Source organism: Pelomonas parva, from assembly GCF_043555835.1.
Classification (GTDB): Bacteria; Pseudomonadota; Gammaproteobacteria; order Burkholderiales; family Burkholderiaceae_C; genus Pelomonas; species Pelomonas parva.
Map to the genome: position 1 here is coordinate 1 of NZ_JBIGHV010000014.1, position 15,280 is coordinate 15,280.

Genomic DNA, 15,280 nt, shown 5'->3' on the forward strand with positions numbered 1-15,280 from the left:
GAACCGTTTCGACAAGCCGCCAAGCTGCTGAGCACGATGCCCGGCATCAGCGACGTCAGCGCCAACGTCGTCGTTGCAGAGATTGGCATCGATATGTCGCGCTTCCCCACGCCCGGCCATCTGTTGTCCTGGGCATGCCTGTGCCCTCGCAATGACGAGAGTGCCGGCAAGCGACGCAGCACCCGGCTGCGCCGTGGCGGCGTCTGGCTCAAGACTACGCTGGTGCAAGCGGCCTGGGCCGCCATCAAGGTCAAGGGTAGCTACCTGCAGGCCCAGTTCCAACGATTGCGTGCACGGCGCGGCACCAAAAAGGCCATCGTCGCCGTCGCGGCCTCCATGCTCACAGCCGCCTGGCACATGCTGCGCGACGGCACCGAATGGCAAGACCTCGGCGCGGCTCACTTTGATCGCGCCGACATGACCAAGACTGCCAATCGACTCATTCGCCGCCTTCAGCAGATCGGCTACAAGGTCGAGGCCATTCCGGCTTGAGGTTGAGTGTTTCACTTCAGTTGTAGGCGACGGTCACCTGGATGGTGCCGGTGTAGGTGGCCGCAGCCTGGGACGCACCCACCGTCAGCTTGCCGCCGACGAAGACATAGGCCGCCCCCGAGGACAGCGTGCCCGTCGCGGCGTCGGTGGTCTCGTCGGTCTTGCCGCTGGCCGTGGTCGACGTGAGCGCCTCCGTGATCCAGTCCACGGCCATGGTGTTGCCGCCACCGTCGTCGAGCTCGGTGGAGCTGCCGGTGTAGTCGATGGCAAAGGTGTTGTTGCCGGTGCCGGTCACGTCGAAGCGCGCGGCCACGCCGGCGACGCCGGTGGGCAGGGCGGTCGTGCCGCTCCTGGTGCGCGCGCCGTTGGTGGCCAGCGTGACGACGCCGTTGCCGGCGACGACATTGCCGAACACGAGGTCGGCGAACTTGGCCACGGCGATGGGCTGCAGCACGACGGCGGTCGCGCTCGCGGTCGCGTTGTCTGCGGCCTGCACGGCGCGGATGCCGGTGGCGCCCAGCAGCACGAGCGCACTCACGGCCAGCAAGGCCTGCAGGCGCGTGGGACGGTGGAAGGCTTTTGTCATGTGACGCTCCTCGGCGCAAGATGGGCACGGAACCGCGAATGTGCGTGCGTACTCCAGAGGCTTATCGGCCGATGAGCGCCGGGCTTGACCGGCAATTCAGCGCCCTGCGGTTTACCAGGTCGGGCCGAGCAGCAGGTAGGCCGCCGACTGCCCACCCCGCGTCGCCCCCAATGCAAGGAAGAACGGCCCGAAGCGCGTGTCCACGCTGAGGAAACCGCTGGCCGCCTGCTGCCAGCCGGTGCGCGGCACGTTGGACAGCTTCAGCCCTGCGCCGGCGCCGACCGCGCCGGTCTCCAGCGAGAAGCCCACGCGCACCGCGCCGCCCAGGCCCACCGGCATCTCGCCGATGCGCCGCGCCATGACGAGGCGGGCCAGCACCATGTTCTCGCCCAGCAGCGAGCCGTCCGGTGTGCCCGACAGCCGCAGGTAGCCGCCCAGCGAGCGCGCCTGGCCGCGCTCGGCGTGGGCGAATTCGCCGTACAGCTGGCCCGCCCATTCGCCCAGCCGGAAGGCCGTGAGGCCCAGCAGCGAGGCGTTGATGACGCTGGGCTCGCCGCGCGGCTGCAGCCATTCGATGCGCGCCGTCGTCCACTGGCCGCGGCTGGGGAAGGCCAGCGAGTCCAGCGAGTCGGTGTGCAACTCCACGTATTGCTGGCCGTAGGTCTGGGCGCGCCGGCTGCCGCCCGGGATGACGGGCAGCACGACCTCGTTGTTCGCGCGCAGGCGGCCGATGCCGAAGCGCAGGTCGCCCAGGCCAGCGACGCGGTGACCCAGTTCGAGCTGGGCGCTGGTCAGGCTGCTGGACAGGCGCAGCGCGCGCTGGCCCTGGTCGAACAAGTCGTTGCTGCCGGCCGCGTAGCTGAGCTTGGCGCTGGCGAACCAGCGCGAGCCCGGGCCCAGCGGCTGGTAGAACTCAGTGTTGAGGCCGCGCGACGAGCCCAGGCGCGCGACGCTGCGCAGCTCCGCCCCCCAGGGGTTGAGCCAGTTGGCCACGTGCATGGCCACCAGCGAGTAGCTGTTGGCGTCGGCGAAGTTGCTGTACAGCTCCAGGCCGAGGCGCACGCGGCTGGCGGCCCAGTCGGCCTCGGTCACTTTGAACTCGACGTGACGCCGGCCGTCGCGGTCGTCGACGTCGGCCTCGATGCGCTCGAAGTCGCCGGTGCCGTCCAGCCGCTCGACGGCGCGTGTCAGCTCGGCGCGGCCCACCCGGTCGCCCGGCTGCAGCGCCAGCTCCGCGCGCAGCGCCTCGGGGTTCAACCGGTGCGTGCCGCTGATCTTCAGCTCGGCCAGCGGCAGCGCCGGCAGCGCACTCTCGGGCTGCCCCAGGCGGCGGGCCTGCAGCGTGGCGTGGTGCTTCGCCGAGGTGAGGGCGCCCAAGCGCTCGCCAGCCGCCAGCGCCGCGCGCCGGCCGGTGGCCATGGCCTCGTCGGCGCGATGGAAGTCCATGAAGCCCATGCTGCCCAGGTCGGGGTCGATGACGATGTCTTGCGCCTTCAGCTCATGCAGCGAGCGCTGCACGTTCTGCTCGGTCAGGATCTGCAGCATCTGGTTGGCCACGGCGACGGCGCTGGTGATCTCGCGCTCCTCCAGCAGCGGCGTGCCGACATTGACGGCGATGACGATGTCCGCACCCAGACTGCGCGCCAGATCGATGGGCAGGTTGCGCACCAGGCCGCCGTCCACGCGCGGCCGGCCGTTGACGCGCAGCGGCGCGAACACGCCGGGCACGGCCATGGAGGCGCGCAGCGCCTCGAACAGCGGCGTGTCGGCCTGGTCCAGCATGGCGCCGGAGAGCAGGTCCGTCGCCACGGCGCGGAACGGGATGGGCAGGCGGCGCAGCGGGTCGTCCGTGCGCGTGGCGGGCAACAGGGAGGTCAACGTCGCCTCCAGCTGACCGTTGCCAGCCGCACCGCCGGGCAGCATGGCGCCGCGCTCCAGGCTGAAGCCGAATTCGATGCGCGAGGGCAGGCGCTCGTCGTCCTCGCGGCGGCGGATGGACAGGCGCTCGCGTGCCGGGCGGTCGGCCAGGATGGCGTTCCAGTTGGCGCTCTTCACCAGCGCCTCCAGTTCGTCCAGGCTGCGCCCCGACGCGTAGGCGCCGCCGACGACCGCGCCCATGCTGGTGCCGACGATGAGGTCGATGGGCACCTGCTTCTCCTCCAGCACGCGCAGCACGCCGATGTGGGCCAGGCCGCGCGCGCCGCCGCCGGACAGCACGAGGCCGATCTTGGGGCGGGGCGGGTGCTGCGCGCTGACGGCTTGGGCGACGGCGAGCAGGCACAGCAAGCAGGAAAGGGCGAGTCGTTTCATGGCGGGCCGCACCATATCAGGCGGCCGGCGAGAATGTCGTCATGACGCTCCCTCTGCTCAGAATCGGCGAGGGCTGGGACACCCACCAGCTCGTCACCGGCCGCCCGCTCGTCCTCGGCGGCATCACCGTCCCGCACACGCACGGCCTGCTGGGCCACTCCGATGCCGACGCGCTGGCGCATGCCATCACCGACGCGCTGTTGGGTGCCGCTGCCCTGGGTGACATCGGCAAGCTCTTCCCCGACACGGCCGCCGAGTTCAAGGGCGCCGACTCCATGGTGCTGCTGGCCGAGGCCTACCGGCGCGTGCGCGAGGCCGGCTGGCAGCTCGTCAACCTGGATGCGACCATCGTCGCCCAGGCGCCCAAGATGGCGCCGCACATCCCGGCGATGCGTGCCCGTCTCGCCGAGGTGCTGGGCGTGGACATCGGCCAGATCAACGTGAAGGCCAAGACGGCCGAGAAGATGGGCCCGGTGGGCGAGGGCCGCGCCATCGAGGCGCGGGCGGTCTGCCTGCTGTCAGCGGCCTAGGCCGAACTCGGCCAGCTCGCCGTTGACGCGCAACTGCGTCAGGCCCGCGTTCAAGCGGTCGACGATGGCCGCGGGTGTCGCGATATGGCAGGCCACGTACAGGTCGATGCGGCCGAAGCTGTACAGCACGCGTGGCATCGCGGCGCCACTGGCCTTGAGGGCGAGGCGCGTCACCATGTCATTGCCCAGCCAGTAGTCGACACGGCCGGCCTGCAGCAGGCGCAGGCCGGCGGCCACGTCGTTGACCTCGTAGGCGTCGAGCCCGCGCTCCTGCAGCCAGGTGGCCGTCGGTGCGGCGCGCAGCGCGGCGATCCTGGCGCCGCGCATGTCCTCGGGGCCCTTGACCTGGCGCGTCTCGCCGGTACGGCCGTACAGCGCGATGACGCTGCTGGACCAGGGACCCGCCCAGCGATAGCGCGCCTCGCGTTCGGGCGTGCGTGTCAGCGCGATGAGGCAGGTGCCGGGTTGCAGGCTCTCAGCCAGCAGCGCCCGGGCGAAGGGAATGACCTTGGGTTCGAGCTGCGTGCCGCTGAGGTTGCGCAGGCGGTCCAGCATCGCCGCACCGGGGCCCGCGATACGACCGCCGTCGTCGATGTCGAAGATGCCGGCATTCGGATAGACCAGCATGTCCAGCGCCTGGGCAGGGGCTGCGCTGCTCAGCAGCAGCGCAAGAAAGGCAGTCGGTCGCATGCCTTAGGTTATGGGCTTGGCGGCGCGGCGGCAACGGGGGTGTTTCAGCGCACGCCGAACGGCGCCAGCTCACCGCTGCGGCGCAGATGGGCCAGCGCGCTGTGCAGCTTGGTCATCGTGGTGGGCATGCGTGACGTCATCTCACCCGCTCACGCCGCCTGCAGTTTCAGCACCGTGATGAGGCCGCCGCCCTCGGCATTGGCGATGGTGAACGTGCCGCCCAGGCGTTGCACGGACTTCTCGACGATGGCCAGCCCCAGGCCCGCGCCGCTGGCCGCCGTGCGCGCGGCGTCGCCGCGGTAGAAGGGCACGGTGAGGCGCTGCAGCCGGTCGGGCGGCACGCCGGGGCCGTGGTCGCGCACGCGCAGTTCCACCCAGGCACCTTGGCGCGTGGCGCTCACGTCGACACGCGCCGGCTCGCCCTCGGCATGGCCGTAGCGGCGCGCGTTCTCGAACAGGTTGAGCAGCACGCGGCCCAGCTCGGTGTCGTCCACGAACACCTTCAGCGCCTCGCTGACCTGCACGCGGAAGCGGATCTGGTCGGGGTCGCGGAAGCCCTGTACCTCGCGCTCGACGATGTCGGTCAGCCGCGTCTCGCGCAGCTGCGTCTCGTTGGGCCGCGCGTAGTCCATGAACTTGCTGATGATGGCGTCGAGCTGGTCGATGTCCTGCGCCATGAAGTGGCGGGCCTGCTCGTCGTTGACGCTCATCTCGGTTTCCAGCCGCAGGCGCGCCAGTGGTGTGCGCAGGTCGTGCGAGATGCCGGCCAGCATGACGGCGCGGTCTTCCTCCAGCTTGGCCAGCTCGCGGGCCATGCGGTTGAAGCCCATGTTGACCTCGCGGATCTCGCTGGTCATGGTGTTCTCGTCCAGCCGCGAGTCGTACTCGCCGTCGCGGATGCGCCCCGCCGCGTCGGCCAGTTCGCGCAGCGGCTGGTTGATGAGGCGGGCGATCAGCGCCGAGCCGACGACGGTGGCCAGCAGCGCGATGACCACCCACCACCAGTTGCTGGCCAGCGAGATGGACAGCGGCGCCGGCGTCGTGCGCAGCCAGAAAGCGTCCTCGCCGACGATGTAGCGCACCCACAGGCCCGACACATCGTTGACGCTGCGGGCGATGACCGTCTCCGGCCCCAGCGCCTGGCTCAGCTCCGCAGCCAGCTTCTTGCCGAAGGGGCTGGTGTCGTAGGGCAGCCAGCGGTCGCTGGCCTCCGCCACGCGCACCTGCACCGTGTCGCCGCGCGACATGGACGTGATGACGGCCACGCGGTTGATCGGGTCGGTGTGCTCCAGCGCGATGCGGCTGAGCTTGACGAGGCCGGCCAACTGCTCGGCCGACTCCAGCGCCCGCGGCTGCGCTTCCAGCAGCTTGAACGTGTACTGCCACGCCAGCACAGCGCCCGCCAGCAGCAGGGCCAGCCAGGCGAAGGTGCGCCAGAAGAGGTTGAGCGCGAGGTGCGGACGGGCCATGCCCTAGCTGTTTTCGTCGGGAACGAACACGTAGCCCACACCCCAGACGGTCTGGATGTAGCGCGGCTGGGCCGGGTCGGCTTCCAGCATCTTGCGCAGGCGCGAGATCTGCACGTCCAGGCTGCGGTCGAAGGGCTCGAACTCACGGCCGCGGGCGAGCTGGGCGAGCTTGTCGCGGCTCAGCGGCTGGCGTGGGTGGCGCACCAGCGTCTTCAGCATCGAGAACTCGCCGGTCGTCAGCGGCAGCTGCTCGCCGTTCTTCATCAGGCGGCGCAACGCCAGGTCGAACTCGAACGGGCCGAAGGTGACCGTCATCGGCTCCTTGCTCGGCGCGCCGGGCGCTTCCGGCGTCGGGCGGCGGCGCAGCACGGCGTTGATGCGGGCCAGCAGTTCGCGCGGGTTGAAAGGCTTGGCGAGGTAGTCGTCCGCACCCACCTCCAGGCCGACGATGCGGTCCACGTCCTCGACCTTGGCCGTCAACATGATGATGGGCGTCTGGTCGTTGGCGGCGCGCAGGCGGCGGCAGATGGTCAGGCCGTCTTCGCCGGGCAGCATCAGGTCCAGCACGATCAGGTCCACCGTCTCGCGGGTGAGCTGCTTGTTCAGTGCGCGGCTGTCTTCGGCCAGCAGCACCTCGAAGCCTTCCTGCGTCAGGTAGCGGCGCAGCAGGTCGCGGATGCGGGCGTCGTCGTCGACGACGAGGATGCGGTTCTGGCGGGGGTTGGCGGTGGTGCTCATCGCGCTTCCTTGATTTGTAACAGCGCCATTGTGTTCAGGTTTGAAACCCCGGCATGTAGGACAGCAGGCAAGGCTTACAAGTCGTTGCCATATGGCCCGCTAAGCTCGGGTTCCCCTCATTGAAAGGTCGCTCTATGCGTAAGTTCGTCATCGTTTCCGCCCTTGCCATGACGTTTGCGGCCCAAGCCGCCGACGTGCCGCGCGAGCGCCTGAGCCTGTCGGCCAGCGCCAGCGCCGAGGTCGTGCGCGACGTGCTGGGGGTCAGCTTCTCGACGGCGCGCGAGGGCGCGGACGCAGCGGCCGTGCAGGCCGCGCTGAAGCAGGCGCTGGACGCCGCGTTGGCCGAGGCGCGCAAGGTGGCTAAGCCCGGCCAGGTCGATGTGCAGACGGGCGGCTTTGCGCTCTACCCGCGCCATGATCCCAAGACCGGCAAGCTCAACGGCTGGCAGGGCAGTGCGGAACTGCAGGTCGAAGGCCGCGACACGGCGGCAATCGCGCAACTGACCGGGCGCATCAGCACGCTGACGATTGCCCGCGTCGGCTACAGCCTGTCGCGCGAGGCGCGCGAGAAGGCCGAGGCGGACATCACCGCGCAGGCCATCGCCCGCTACCGCGCCAAGGCGTCGGAGTACGCCAAGCTGTTCGGTTATGGCAGCTACGTCGTCGGTGAGGTCAGCATCGGCAGCGACGAGGCGTCGGCACCGCGACCGATGATGGCCATGGCCCGCATGAAGGCCGAGTCGGCCGACATGGCCTTGCCGACCGAGGCCGGCAAGGCGACCGTGACGGTGAACGTCAATGGTTCTGTGCAGCTCACCAAATAGTCAGACCGCCGTCCAGCCGCCGTCCATCGCCCAGGCCTGGCCGCGCACGTTGATCGCCGCGTTGGAGCACAGGAAGACGGTCAGCTCGCCCAGCTCATCCGGTGTGGTGAACTGCAGCGACGGCTGCTTCTCGGCCAGCAGGCGGCGCTTGGCCTCGTCGTTGCTCACGCCGTCTTTCGCGGCAAGCGCGTCGACCTGCTTCTGCACCAGCGGCGTCAGCACCCAGCCCGGGCAGATGGCGTTGACGGTGACGCCCGTGGTGGCCGTCTCCAGCGCGATGCTCTTCGTGAAGCCCACCAGGCCATGCTTTGCCGCCACATAGGCCGACTTCTGTGCCGACGCCACCAGGCCGTGCGCCGACGCGACGTTGACGATGCGGCCCCAGCCCTTGCTCAGCATGCCGGGCAGCGCCAGGCGCGTCGTGTGGAAGGCCGAGGTGAGGTTGATGGCGATGATCGCGTCCCACTTCTCGACCGGGAAGTCCTGCACCGGCGCGACATGCTGGATGCCGGCGTTGTTGACGAGGATGTCGATGCCGCCGAACTCGGCGTCCGCGTAGGCCACCAGCGCGGCGATCTCGGCCGGCTTGCTCATGTCGGCACCGTGGTAGCCGACCTTGACGCCCAGCGCCGCGACTTCGGCCTTGGGTGCCTCGGCGTCGCCGAAGCCGTTCAGGATCACGTTGGCGCCCTGGCGCGCGAGCGACAGCGCGATGCCCAGCCCGATACCGCTGGTGGAGCCCGTGACGAGGGCGGTCTTGCCTTTCAACATGGAGGGTCCTTCTGGGTTGCTACGATGGTTTCAAAGGATTGAACCATGACCCAGCCCGACCTGCGCTTCGTCAATTGCCTCGATGCCACGGGCCTGCATCGCATGGCCTACTGGGAGTGGGCCGGGCCGAGCGCGGACGCGCCGGTGCTGGTCTGCGTGCACGGCCTGTCGCGCCAGGGGCGGGATTTCGACGCACTGGCCCGCGTGATGAGCAGCCGCTACCGCGTCGTCTGCCCCGACGTTGTCGGCCGGGGCCGCTCCGACTGGCTGCGCCAGCCCGGTGGCTACCAGATCCCGGCCTATGTGTGCGACATGGTGGCGCTGCTCGCGCGGCTGGATGTGGGGCAGGTGGACTGGGTGGGCACGTCCATGGGCGGGTTGATCGGCCTGGGCCTGGCCTCGCTGCCCAGGCCGGACGGCGCACCCAGCCCCATCCGGCGCCTGGTGCTCAACGATGTCGGCCCGGCCATCCAGTTCGAGGCGCTGCAGCGCATCGGCAGCTACCTCGGCAAGGCGCCGCGCTTCGTGTCGCTGGCTGACGGGGCGGCCTACCTGCGCAGCATCGCGTCGGGCTTCGGGCCGCACACCGATGAGGAATGGCTGGCGCTGTCGGCACCGCTGTTCCGCGAGGAGGGCGGCGAGCTGAAGCTGCATTACGACCCGGCCATCGCCTTGCCGTTCGCGGCCGTGACGCCCGAGGTCGCTGCCGCCGGCGAGGCCGCGCTGTGGGCCGCCTACGACTCGCTGACCTGCCCGACGCTGCTGATCCGCGGCGCCGAGTCTGACCTGCTCAGCAGCGACACCGCCCGCGCCATGACGCAGCGCGGCCCCGGCGCCCGCCTCGTCGAGCTGCCGGGCATCGGCCACGCGCCCACCTTGGTCCACGACGACCAGATCGCCATCGTGAAGGATTTTCTGAGTTGAAGACAGGCTTGATGCCCGAGGGCGCGGCCACCGCGCCCATCGTCGCGTTGCTGGATGCCGGCACGGGACATTCCAACGCCGAGGTGGCCCGCGCCCGCGCCTTTGCCGAGCCGCTGCTGGTCACCGAGACCCTGGACACCGGCGAGAACGCGCTGGCCCATGCCGACGGCGTGGCGGCCATCCTGCAGGCCATCGGCGCCGCGCAGGAGTTGCAGGCATCGGCCTATCTCGTCTATGCGGCCGACTTCCTGAACAAGCCCGAGGAGGTCGTCGCCAAGGCCTTCGGCGACAGCCAGGCCCGCCTCGTCACCTACACGCGCCGGCTCGTGCAACTGCAGCGCGCGGCGCGTGGCGCGCAGGTGGCTACCGATCGCAGATCGGACCTGCGCGCCGAGCAGACCGAGCGGGTGCGCAAGATGCTGCTGGCCTTCTCCAAGGACTTGCGCGTCGTGCTGCTGCGCCTGGCCTCGCGGCTGCAGACGCTGCGCTGGTATGCCGCCAGCAAGACGCCTTGCCCAGCGGAGCTGGCGGCCGAGTCCCAGGCCGTGTTCGCGCCGCTGGCCAACCGGCTGGGCATCTGGCAGATCAAGTGGGAACTGGAGGACCTGGCCTTCCGCTTCCGCGAGCCCGACCGCTACAAAGCGCTGGCCAAGGCGCTGGATGAGACGCGGGTCGAGCGCGAGCAGCGCGTCGAGGCGGCGCGCGCCGCCTTGCAGGCGGACCTCTACGGGCTGGGTATCGCCGCCGAGGTGCAGGGCCGGCCCAAGCACCTCTACAGCATCCACAAGAAGATGCAGGGCAAGGACCTGGCGCTGGACCGCGTCTTTGACCTGCGCGCGCTGCGAGTCATTGTCGCCAGCGTGGCCGACTGCTATGCGGTGCTGGCCCGCCTGCATGAACTGTTCGCGCCGGTGCCTGGCGAGTTCGACGACTACATCGCCCGCCCCAAGCCCAACGGCTACCAGTCGCTGCACACGGTGGTGCGCGGCTCAGACGGCCGGGCGATGGAGGTGCAGATCCGCACGCGCGAGATGCACGACCACGCCGAGCACGGCGTGGCCGCCCACTGGGCCTACAAGGAGGCTGGCTCGCGCGGCTATGCCGGTGTCAGTGCAGCTGGGGAGTTCGAGGAGCAGGTGGCGCGCGCGCGCAAGGCCGTGCTGAACCAGCTGCTGGCCTGGGAGCGCGACGCGGTGCAAGGCCCGGATGGCGGCGAGGGTGCGCCGACCTTCGACGAGCGCATCTATGTCTTCACGCCGCAGGCCACCATCGTCGAGCTGGCGCCGGGTGCGACGCCGGTGGACTTCGCCTACGCCGTGCACACCGATCTCGGTCACCGCTGCCGGGGCGCGCGCATCGACGGCCAGATGCTGCCGCTGAACACGCCGCTGAAAAGCGGCCAGACGGTGGAGATCATCGCGGCCAAGGAGGGCGGCCCGTCGCTGGACTGGCTCAACGCCGAGCTGGGCTATCTGCAGAGCCAGCGCTCGCGCGCCAAGGTGCGCGCCTGGTTCAACGCGTTGCAGCAGGCGCAGACGATCGCCAAGGGCCGCGAGCTGGTCGAGAAGCTGCTGCAGCGTGAGGGCAAGACGGCGCTCAAGCTCGACGAACTGGCCTCGCGCCTGGGTTTCAAGGGGGCGGACGCACTGTTCGAGGTGATTGGCAAGGACGAGTACTCGCTGCGCAACATCGAGCTGCTGCTGCGCCCGCCGGAGCCCGTCGCCGATGAGGACGAGCTGCTGGCGCAGCGGCACACGCGCAGTGCCAGCAGCGGCACGCGGGGCGGCGTGCTGGTCGTGGGCATCGACTCGCTGATGACGACGCTGTCGCGCTGCTGCCGGCCCGCGCCGCCGGACGGCATCTTCGGCTTCGTCACGCGCGGCAAGGGCGTGGCCATCCACCGCGCCGACTGCAGCAACCTCGCCGAGATGAAGCGCCGCTCGCACGAGCGCGTCATCGCCGTCGAATGGGCCGGTGGCGAGCCTGCGACCGCGTCGGGCAAGGGCGCGCCGGTCTACCCGGTCGACGTACTCGTCGAGGCCGGCGACCGCCAGGGCCTGCTGCGCGACGTGCTGGAGGTCTTCGCCAAGGAGAAGATGAACGTCGTCGCCGTGAACACGCAGTCCTTGCAGGGCGGCGCGGCCAAGCCGAAGACGGGCGGCGGCGACACGGCCTGGATGAGCTTCACGCTGGAGCTGTCCGATGCATCCAGGTTGACCAAGGTGCTGCGCGAGCTGTGCGACATCCCGGGCGTCCGCTCGGCGCGCCGCAAGTGAATTGGACGGAGGCCTGAAAAACCTGCTATAGTGCGCAGCTCTTCAGGCGCGTAGCTCAGTTGGTTAGAGCACCACCTTGACATGGTGGGGGTCGTTGGTTCGAATCCAATCGCGCCTACCAGATTCAAGACCGATCCAGTGGGTTGGTCTGTCGGTAGGTAGAACAAGCACTTAGCGGCGACGCTAGGTGCTTTTTCTTTGCCTGCAGGAAAAAGGTACGAAAAAGCGGTGCGCCAGAAAATAGGGTTCGGTTTTGCCCAGCAAGGGTGCCCGTAGGTTGACGATCGAGTGGGAGTGATGGGCCGTGGGCTGCAACTGATGTCTCGGTCACACCAGCCCGGTCCGTCGTCGACAAATAGGCCGGCGATTTCGCGGAGATTATTCGATCGTTCGAACGGTGGCGCCAATTCTGACGCTCGGGGCGACGGGTTTTAAATCGCCTTCGCCGATCAAATAGAGCGTGACCGCGCTGCCGCGGTCCGCGATGTGTTGGTCAATGGTGGTCAGGCGGAGGCGCTGGCTACGAATGTGAGGCCTTCGCCGATGCCGCGATCTGTCGGCCCGGCGGCAAGCCAAGCCCTGAGCTCACGATCCGTGAGTGGTCGTCGTTGCTGTGTTTCCATGTCCCATCTGCTCCATGAAGCTGTGGGGTTTTTCTGGGAGAAGGCCCAAGAGCGCCACATCCTGAAAAAACCCCACAATAAACCCCACAGGATGCGTGCGCTGCACTGCAACGCCCTGGGACGGTCTGGGACAAGAAAATCCTTATAGATCAGTCAGTTATTGAGTTTTTCGGGGCGTCCTGGAACGCCCCGAAAACCTACTCAATGTTCTGCACCTGCTCGCGCATCTGCTCGATGGCGACCTTCATCTCGACCGAGATGTTGGTCAGCTCCAGCGCGGCTGACTTCGAGCCCAGCGTGTTGGCTTCGCGGTGCAGCTCCTGGATCAGGAAGTCCAGCCGCTTGCCCAGCTCGCCGCCCTTCTTCAGCAGGCGGGTCAACTCTTCCAGGTGGGCGCGTAGCCGGCCCAGTTCCTCGGCCACGTCGATGCGGATGGCGAAGGCCGCAGCCTCGTTCAGTGCGCGCTCCTGCAAGGCATCCTGGGGCACGCTCGCGTTGGCGCCGCTGGTCTTCAGCGCCTCCTGCCAGCGCTCCAGGAAGCGCTGCTGCTGGCGCTGCACGACGGCCGGCAGCAGAGGCTCGGCTTCATCGGCCAGCTCGCGCAGCCGGCCGATGCGTTCGGTCAGGATGGCGACGAGCTTCTCGCCTTCGCGCTCGCGCGACTCCGCCAGGCCGTCGACACAGGCTTGGGCAGCCTCCAGCGTCGCGCTGTCGAGATGGGCAGGCGCCGCCGCGCCGCTCTTGCACCAGTTCAAGGCTTCGTGGACCGACAGCGGCGCCGCCTTGGGCAGCCAGGTGAGCACCTTGGCCTCCAGGCTGGCGAGGCGGTTGAGCTGTTCCGGCTGCGGTTGGGGCAGGGCGCCTTCGGCCTCGCGCTGGCTGTTGATGCGCAGCTCGATCTTGCCGCGCTTGAAGCGTGCGGCAATCAGCTCGCGCAGCTGCGGCTCCAGGCCGCGCAGCTCTTCCGGCATGCGCATGGACAGGTCCAGGAAGCGGCCGTTGACCGACCGCAATTCGACACTGACCGACGCTTGTGGCGTACTGCTGCCGTCCTCGGCTTTAGGGGGATGCGCCACGGAATTGGCGTACCCGGTCATGCTGTAGACTGGCATTTCGCATCTCGCAAAACAGACAAAACGCGATTATGTCCAAGCCGAAGCCGGCGCCATTGCCCGCAGGCACGGTGGTTGGGGGTTATCAGATCATCAAGCGGCTGGCGGCAGGTGGTTTCGGCGTGGTCTATCTCGCCGAGGACCCTGACCATCATCTGGTCGCGCTGAAGGAATATCTGCCCTCGTCGCTGGCCGAACGTTCGCCCGGTGAACTGACTCCGCGCGTCAAGCCCGAAAAACAGCCGCTGTACCGGCTCGGCCTGAAGAGTTTCTTCGAGGAAGGGCGATCGCTTGCCCAGATCTCGCACCCCAGCGTCGTCTCGGTGCTGAACTTCCTGCGCGAGAACGAGACCGTCTACATGGTCATGAACTACCTGCAGGGCGACACGCTGCAGGACTTCATCGTCACCGCGCGCGACATGAAGCGCGACAAGGTCTTCCGCGAGTCCACCATCCGCAGCCTCTTCGACGAGATCCTGCGCGGTCTGCGCATCGTCCACCAGCACAAGATGCTGCACCTGGACATCAAGCCGGCCAACATCTTCATCACGAACGACAACAAGGCCGTGCTGCTGGACTTCGGCGCCGCGCGTGAAGTGCTGAGCAAGGAAGGCAACTTCATCCGGCCGATGTACACGCCCGGCTTTGCCGCGCCGGAGATGTACCGCCGCGACGGCTCGCTGGGCCCCTGGACCGACATCTACGCCATCGGCGCCTGCATCTATGCCTGCATGCAGGGCTACCCGCCCAACGACGCACCCCAGCGCCTGGAGAAGGACCGCCTCAACCTGAGCCTGTCGCGCCTGCGCAATGTCTATTCCGACAACCTGCTCGAAGTGACCGAGTGGTGCATGGCACTGGACCCGCTGTCGCGGCCGCAGAGCGTGTTCGCGCTGCAGAAGGAACTCGCCCGCGAGACCGAGCGGCGCTACACCAAGCTGTCGTTCAGCGAGCGGCTCAAGCTGCAACTTGAGAATTTGAAATCGGGAGCCAAGGCGTGAAGTTCGACGTCTTCCAGGTCAGCCGCCGCGGCGGCCGTGAGACCAATGAAGACCGCATGGGCTATTGCTTCACGCGGGAGGCGGGCCTGTTCGCGCTCGCCGACGGCATGGGCGGCCACCCCGAGGGCGAAGTCGCAGCCCAGATCGCGCTGCAGACGCTGGCCGCCCTGTTCCAGCAGGATGCCCGCCCGGTGCTCGAGGACCCGCAGCGCTTCCTGCAGGACACCATCGTCATCGCCCACCACCAGCTGCTGCGTTACGCGCAGAGCAAGGGCTTGTCCGACACGCCGCGCACGACGCTTGTGGCCTGCATCATGCAGGGCAACCAGGCCTGGTGGGCTCATTGCGGCGACTCGCGCCTGTACCTCGTGCGCGACGGCAAGCTGATCGCTCGCACGCGTGACCATTCCTACTCGGAGTTGCAGGAGGCGCTGGGCCGCGTCGGCCGTGGCGGCGAGGCCTTCAACCGCAACGTGCTGTTCACCTGCCTGGGCAGCCCGGGCAAGCCCATGATCGACTGCCAGGGTCCGTTGGTGATGGAGCCAGGCGATCGTGTGCTGCTGTGCTCGGACGGCCTGTGGGGCAGTGTGGAAGACCAGGAGATCGTCCAGCACCTGGCCGACCAGGCCATCGCCGAGGCGGTGCCCGAGCTGGTGGAGCAGGCGCTTCGCCGAGGCGGCGCCCGCAGCGACAACGTCACCGTGCTTGCCGTCGAGTGGGAAGGCGCGGGCGACCCCGCCGGCGACACGACGCAGAACCTCGGCAACTCCGGCTTTGCCTCCACCATCCAGGGCGCCCTGGATGCCGACCTCGTTGCCGGCATGGCCGGCATGGACGACGAAGAAATCGAGCGCTCGGTGCGCGAGATCAACGAAGTCATCCGCCAGTCCGGCCGCGGCGCCCATCGTCGTTGATGGCCGCTGATTGCCGCTAA

14 protein-coding genes and 1 tRNA gene are annotated in these 15,280 nt (G+C 68.7%); 8 read left to right on the forward strand and 7 right to left on the reverse strand.

From position 1 onward, the window contains the following. Window positions 1-492 (forward strand): transposase (locus ACG00Y_RS27085; RefSeq protein WP_394484467.1); only part of this gene is annotated, 492 nt, incomplete at its 5' end. 16 nt (window positions 493-508) lie between these two features. On the opposite strand, the gene ACG00Y_RS27090 is transcribed toward ACG00Y_RS27085, so the two are convergent. Together ACG00Y_RS27090 and ACG00Y_RS27095 are read right to left on the reverse strand one after the other, a co-directional pair. Beyond that, complete coding sequence (locus ACG00Y_RS27090; RefSeq protein WP_394484469.1) at window positions 509-1,078, reverse strand: DUF4402 domain-containing protein; 570 nt, start codon at window positions 1,076-1,078, stop codon at window positions 509-511. A gap of 111 nt (window positions 1,079-1,189) precedes the next feature. Next, complete coding sequence (locus ACG00Y_RS27095; protein ID WP_394484471.1) at window positions 1,190-3,388, reverse strand: patatin-like phospholipase family protein; 2,199 nt, start codon at window positions 3,386-3,388, stop codon at window positions 1,190-1,192. Between the two features lie 41 nt (window positions 3,389-3,429). Between ACG00Y_RS27095 and ispF the strand changes: the two genes are divergently transcribed. Next, entirely contained in the window at window positions 3,430-3,918 is a 489-nt protein-coding gene (gene ispF, locus ACG00Y_RS27100) for a 2-C-methyl-D-erythritol 2,4-cyclodiphosphate synthase (RefSeq protein ID WP_394484473.1), read from the forward strand. On the opposite strand, the gene ACG00Y_RS27105 is transcribed toward ispF, so the two are convergent. The 3 genes from ACG00Y_RS27105 to ompR all read right to left on the reverse strand — a co-directional run bounded on the left by ACG00Y_RS27105 (window position 3,907) and on the right by ompR (window position 6,815). Next, a complete protein-coding gene (locus tag ACG00Y_RS27105) occupies window positions 3,907-4,608 on the reverse strand; it encodes a substrate-binding periplasmic protein (protein WP_394484475.1) in 702 nt (233 codons plus the stop codon). The genes ispF and ACG00Y_RS27105 overlap by 12 nt on opposite strands. Window positions 4,609-4,757: 149 nt before the next feature. Beyond that, the gene (locus ACG00Y_RS27110; protein WP_394484477.1) at window positions 4,758-6,077 is read right to left on the reverse strand and encodes an ATP-binding protein; all 1,320 of its coding nucleotides are present in this window, start codon (window positions 6,075-6,077) and stop codon (window positions 4,758-4,760) included. Between the two features lie 3 nt (window positions 6,078-6,080). Continuing rightward, the gene (gene ompR, locus ACG00Y_RS27115) at window positions 6,081-6,815 is read right to left on the reverse strand and encodes an osmolarity response regulator transcription factor OmpR (RefSeq protein ID WP_394484479.1); all 735 of its coding nucleotides are present in this window, start codon (window positions 6,813-6,815) and stop codon (window positions 6,081-6,083) included. A 134-nt stretch (window positions 6,816-6,949) separates the two neighbouring features. On the opposite strand from ompR, the gene ACG00Y_RS27120 reads away from it, so the two are divergent. Then, window positions 6,950-7,639, forward strand: a complete 690-nt coding sequence (locus tag ACG00Y_RS27120) for an SIMPL domain-containing protein (protein WP_394484481.1) — start codon at window positions 6,950-6,952, stop codon at window positions 7,637-7,639. Here ACG00Y_RS27120 and ACG00Y_RS27125 read toward each other — a convergent pair whose 3' ends face one another. Beyond that, on the reverse strand, window positions 7,640-8,410 hold the full coding sequence (locus tag ACG00Y_RS27125) for a 3-hydroxybutyrate dehydrogenase (protein ID WP_394484483.1): 771 nt from the start codon (window positions 8,408-8,410) through the stop codon (window positions 7,640-7,642). Window positions 8,411-8,455: 45 nt separating this feature from the next. Here ACG00Y_RS27125 and ACG00Y_RS27130 point away from each other — a divergent pair, with 45 nt between their 5' ends. The 3 genes from ACG00Y_RS27130 to ACG00Y_RS27140 all read left to right on the forward strand — a co-directional run bounded on the left by ACG00Y_RS27130 (window position 8,456) and on the right by ACG00Y_RS27140 (window position 11,731). Further along, window positions 8,456-9,334: an alpha/beta fold hydrolase gene (locus tag ACG00Y_RS27130; protein ID WP_394484485.1), complete on the forward strand. Its 879-nt coding sequence runs from the start codon at window positions 8,456-8,458 to the stop codon at window positions 9,332-9,334. A gap of 11 nt (window positions 9,335-9,345) precedes the next feature. Continuing rightward, window positions 9,346-11,610 (forward strand): RelA/SpoT family protein, encoded by a 2,265-nt coding sequence (locus ACG00Y_RS27135; RefSeq protein WP_394484667.1) that lies wholly within the window; start codon window positions 9,346-9,348, stop codon window positions 11,608-11,610. 44 nt (window positions 11,611-11,654) lie between these two features. Next, window positions 11,655-11,731, forward strand: a tRNA-Val gene (locus tag ACG00Y_RS27140). Window positions 11,732-12,430: 699 nt separating this feature from the next. Here the strand turns inward: ACG00Y_RS27140 and ACG00Y_RS27145 are convergent. After that, window positions 12,431-13,345 carry a YicC/YloC family endoribonuclease gene (locus tag ACG00Y_RS27145; protein WP_394484487.1) on the reverse strand — a complete coding sequence of 305 codons (915 nt, stop codon included), beginning with the start codon at window positions 13,343-13,345 and terminating at the stop codon, window positions 12,431-12,433. A 32-nt stretch (window positions 13,346-13,377) separates the two neighbouring features. On the opposite strand from ACG00Y_RS27145, the gene ACG00Y_RS27150 reads away from it, so the two are divergent. Both ACG00Y_RS27150 and ACG00Y_RS27155 read left to right on the forward strand, forming a co-directional pair. Next, window positions 13,378-14,346 (forward strand): serine/threonine protein kinase, encoded by a 969-nt coding sequence (locus tag ACG00Y_RS27150; RefSeq protein WP_348012661.1) that lies wholly within the window; start codon window positions 13,378-13,380, stop codon window positions 14,344-14,346. Further along, window positions 14,343-15,260, forward strand: coding sequence for a PP2C family protein-serine/threonine phosphatase (locus ACG00Y_RS27155; RefSeq protein ID WP_394484490.1), 918 nt, complete (start codon window positions 14,343-14,345; stop codon window positions 15,258-15,260). Before ACG00Y_RS27150 ends, ACG00Y_RS27155 begins: the two co-directional genes overlap by 4 nt. The last annotated feature ends 20 nt before the right edge of the window (window positions 15,261-15,280 follow it).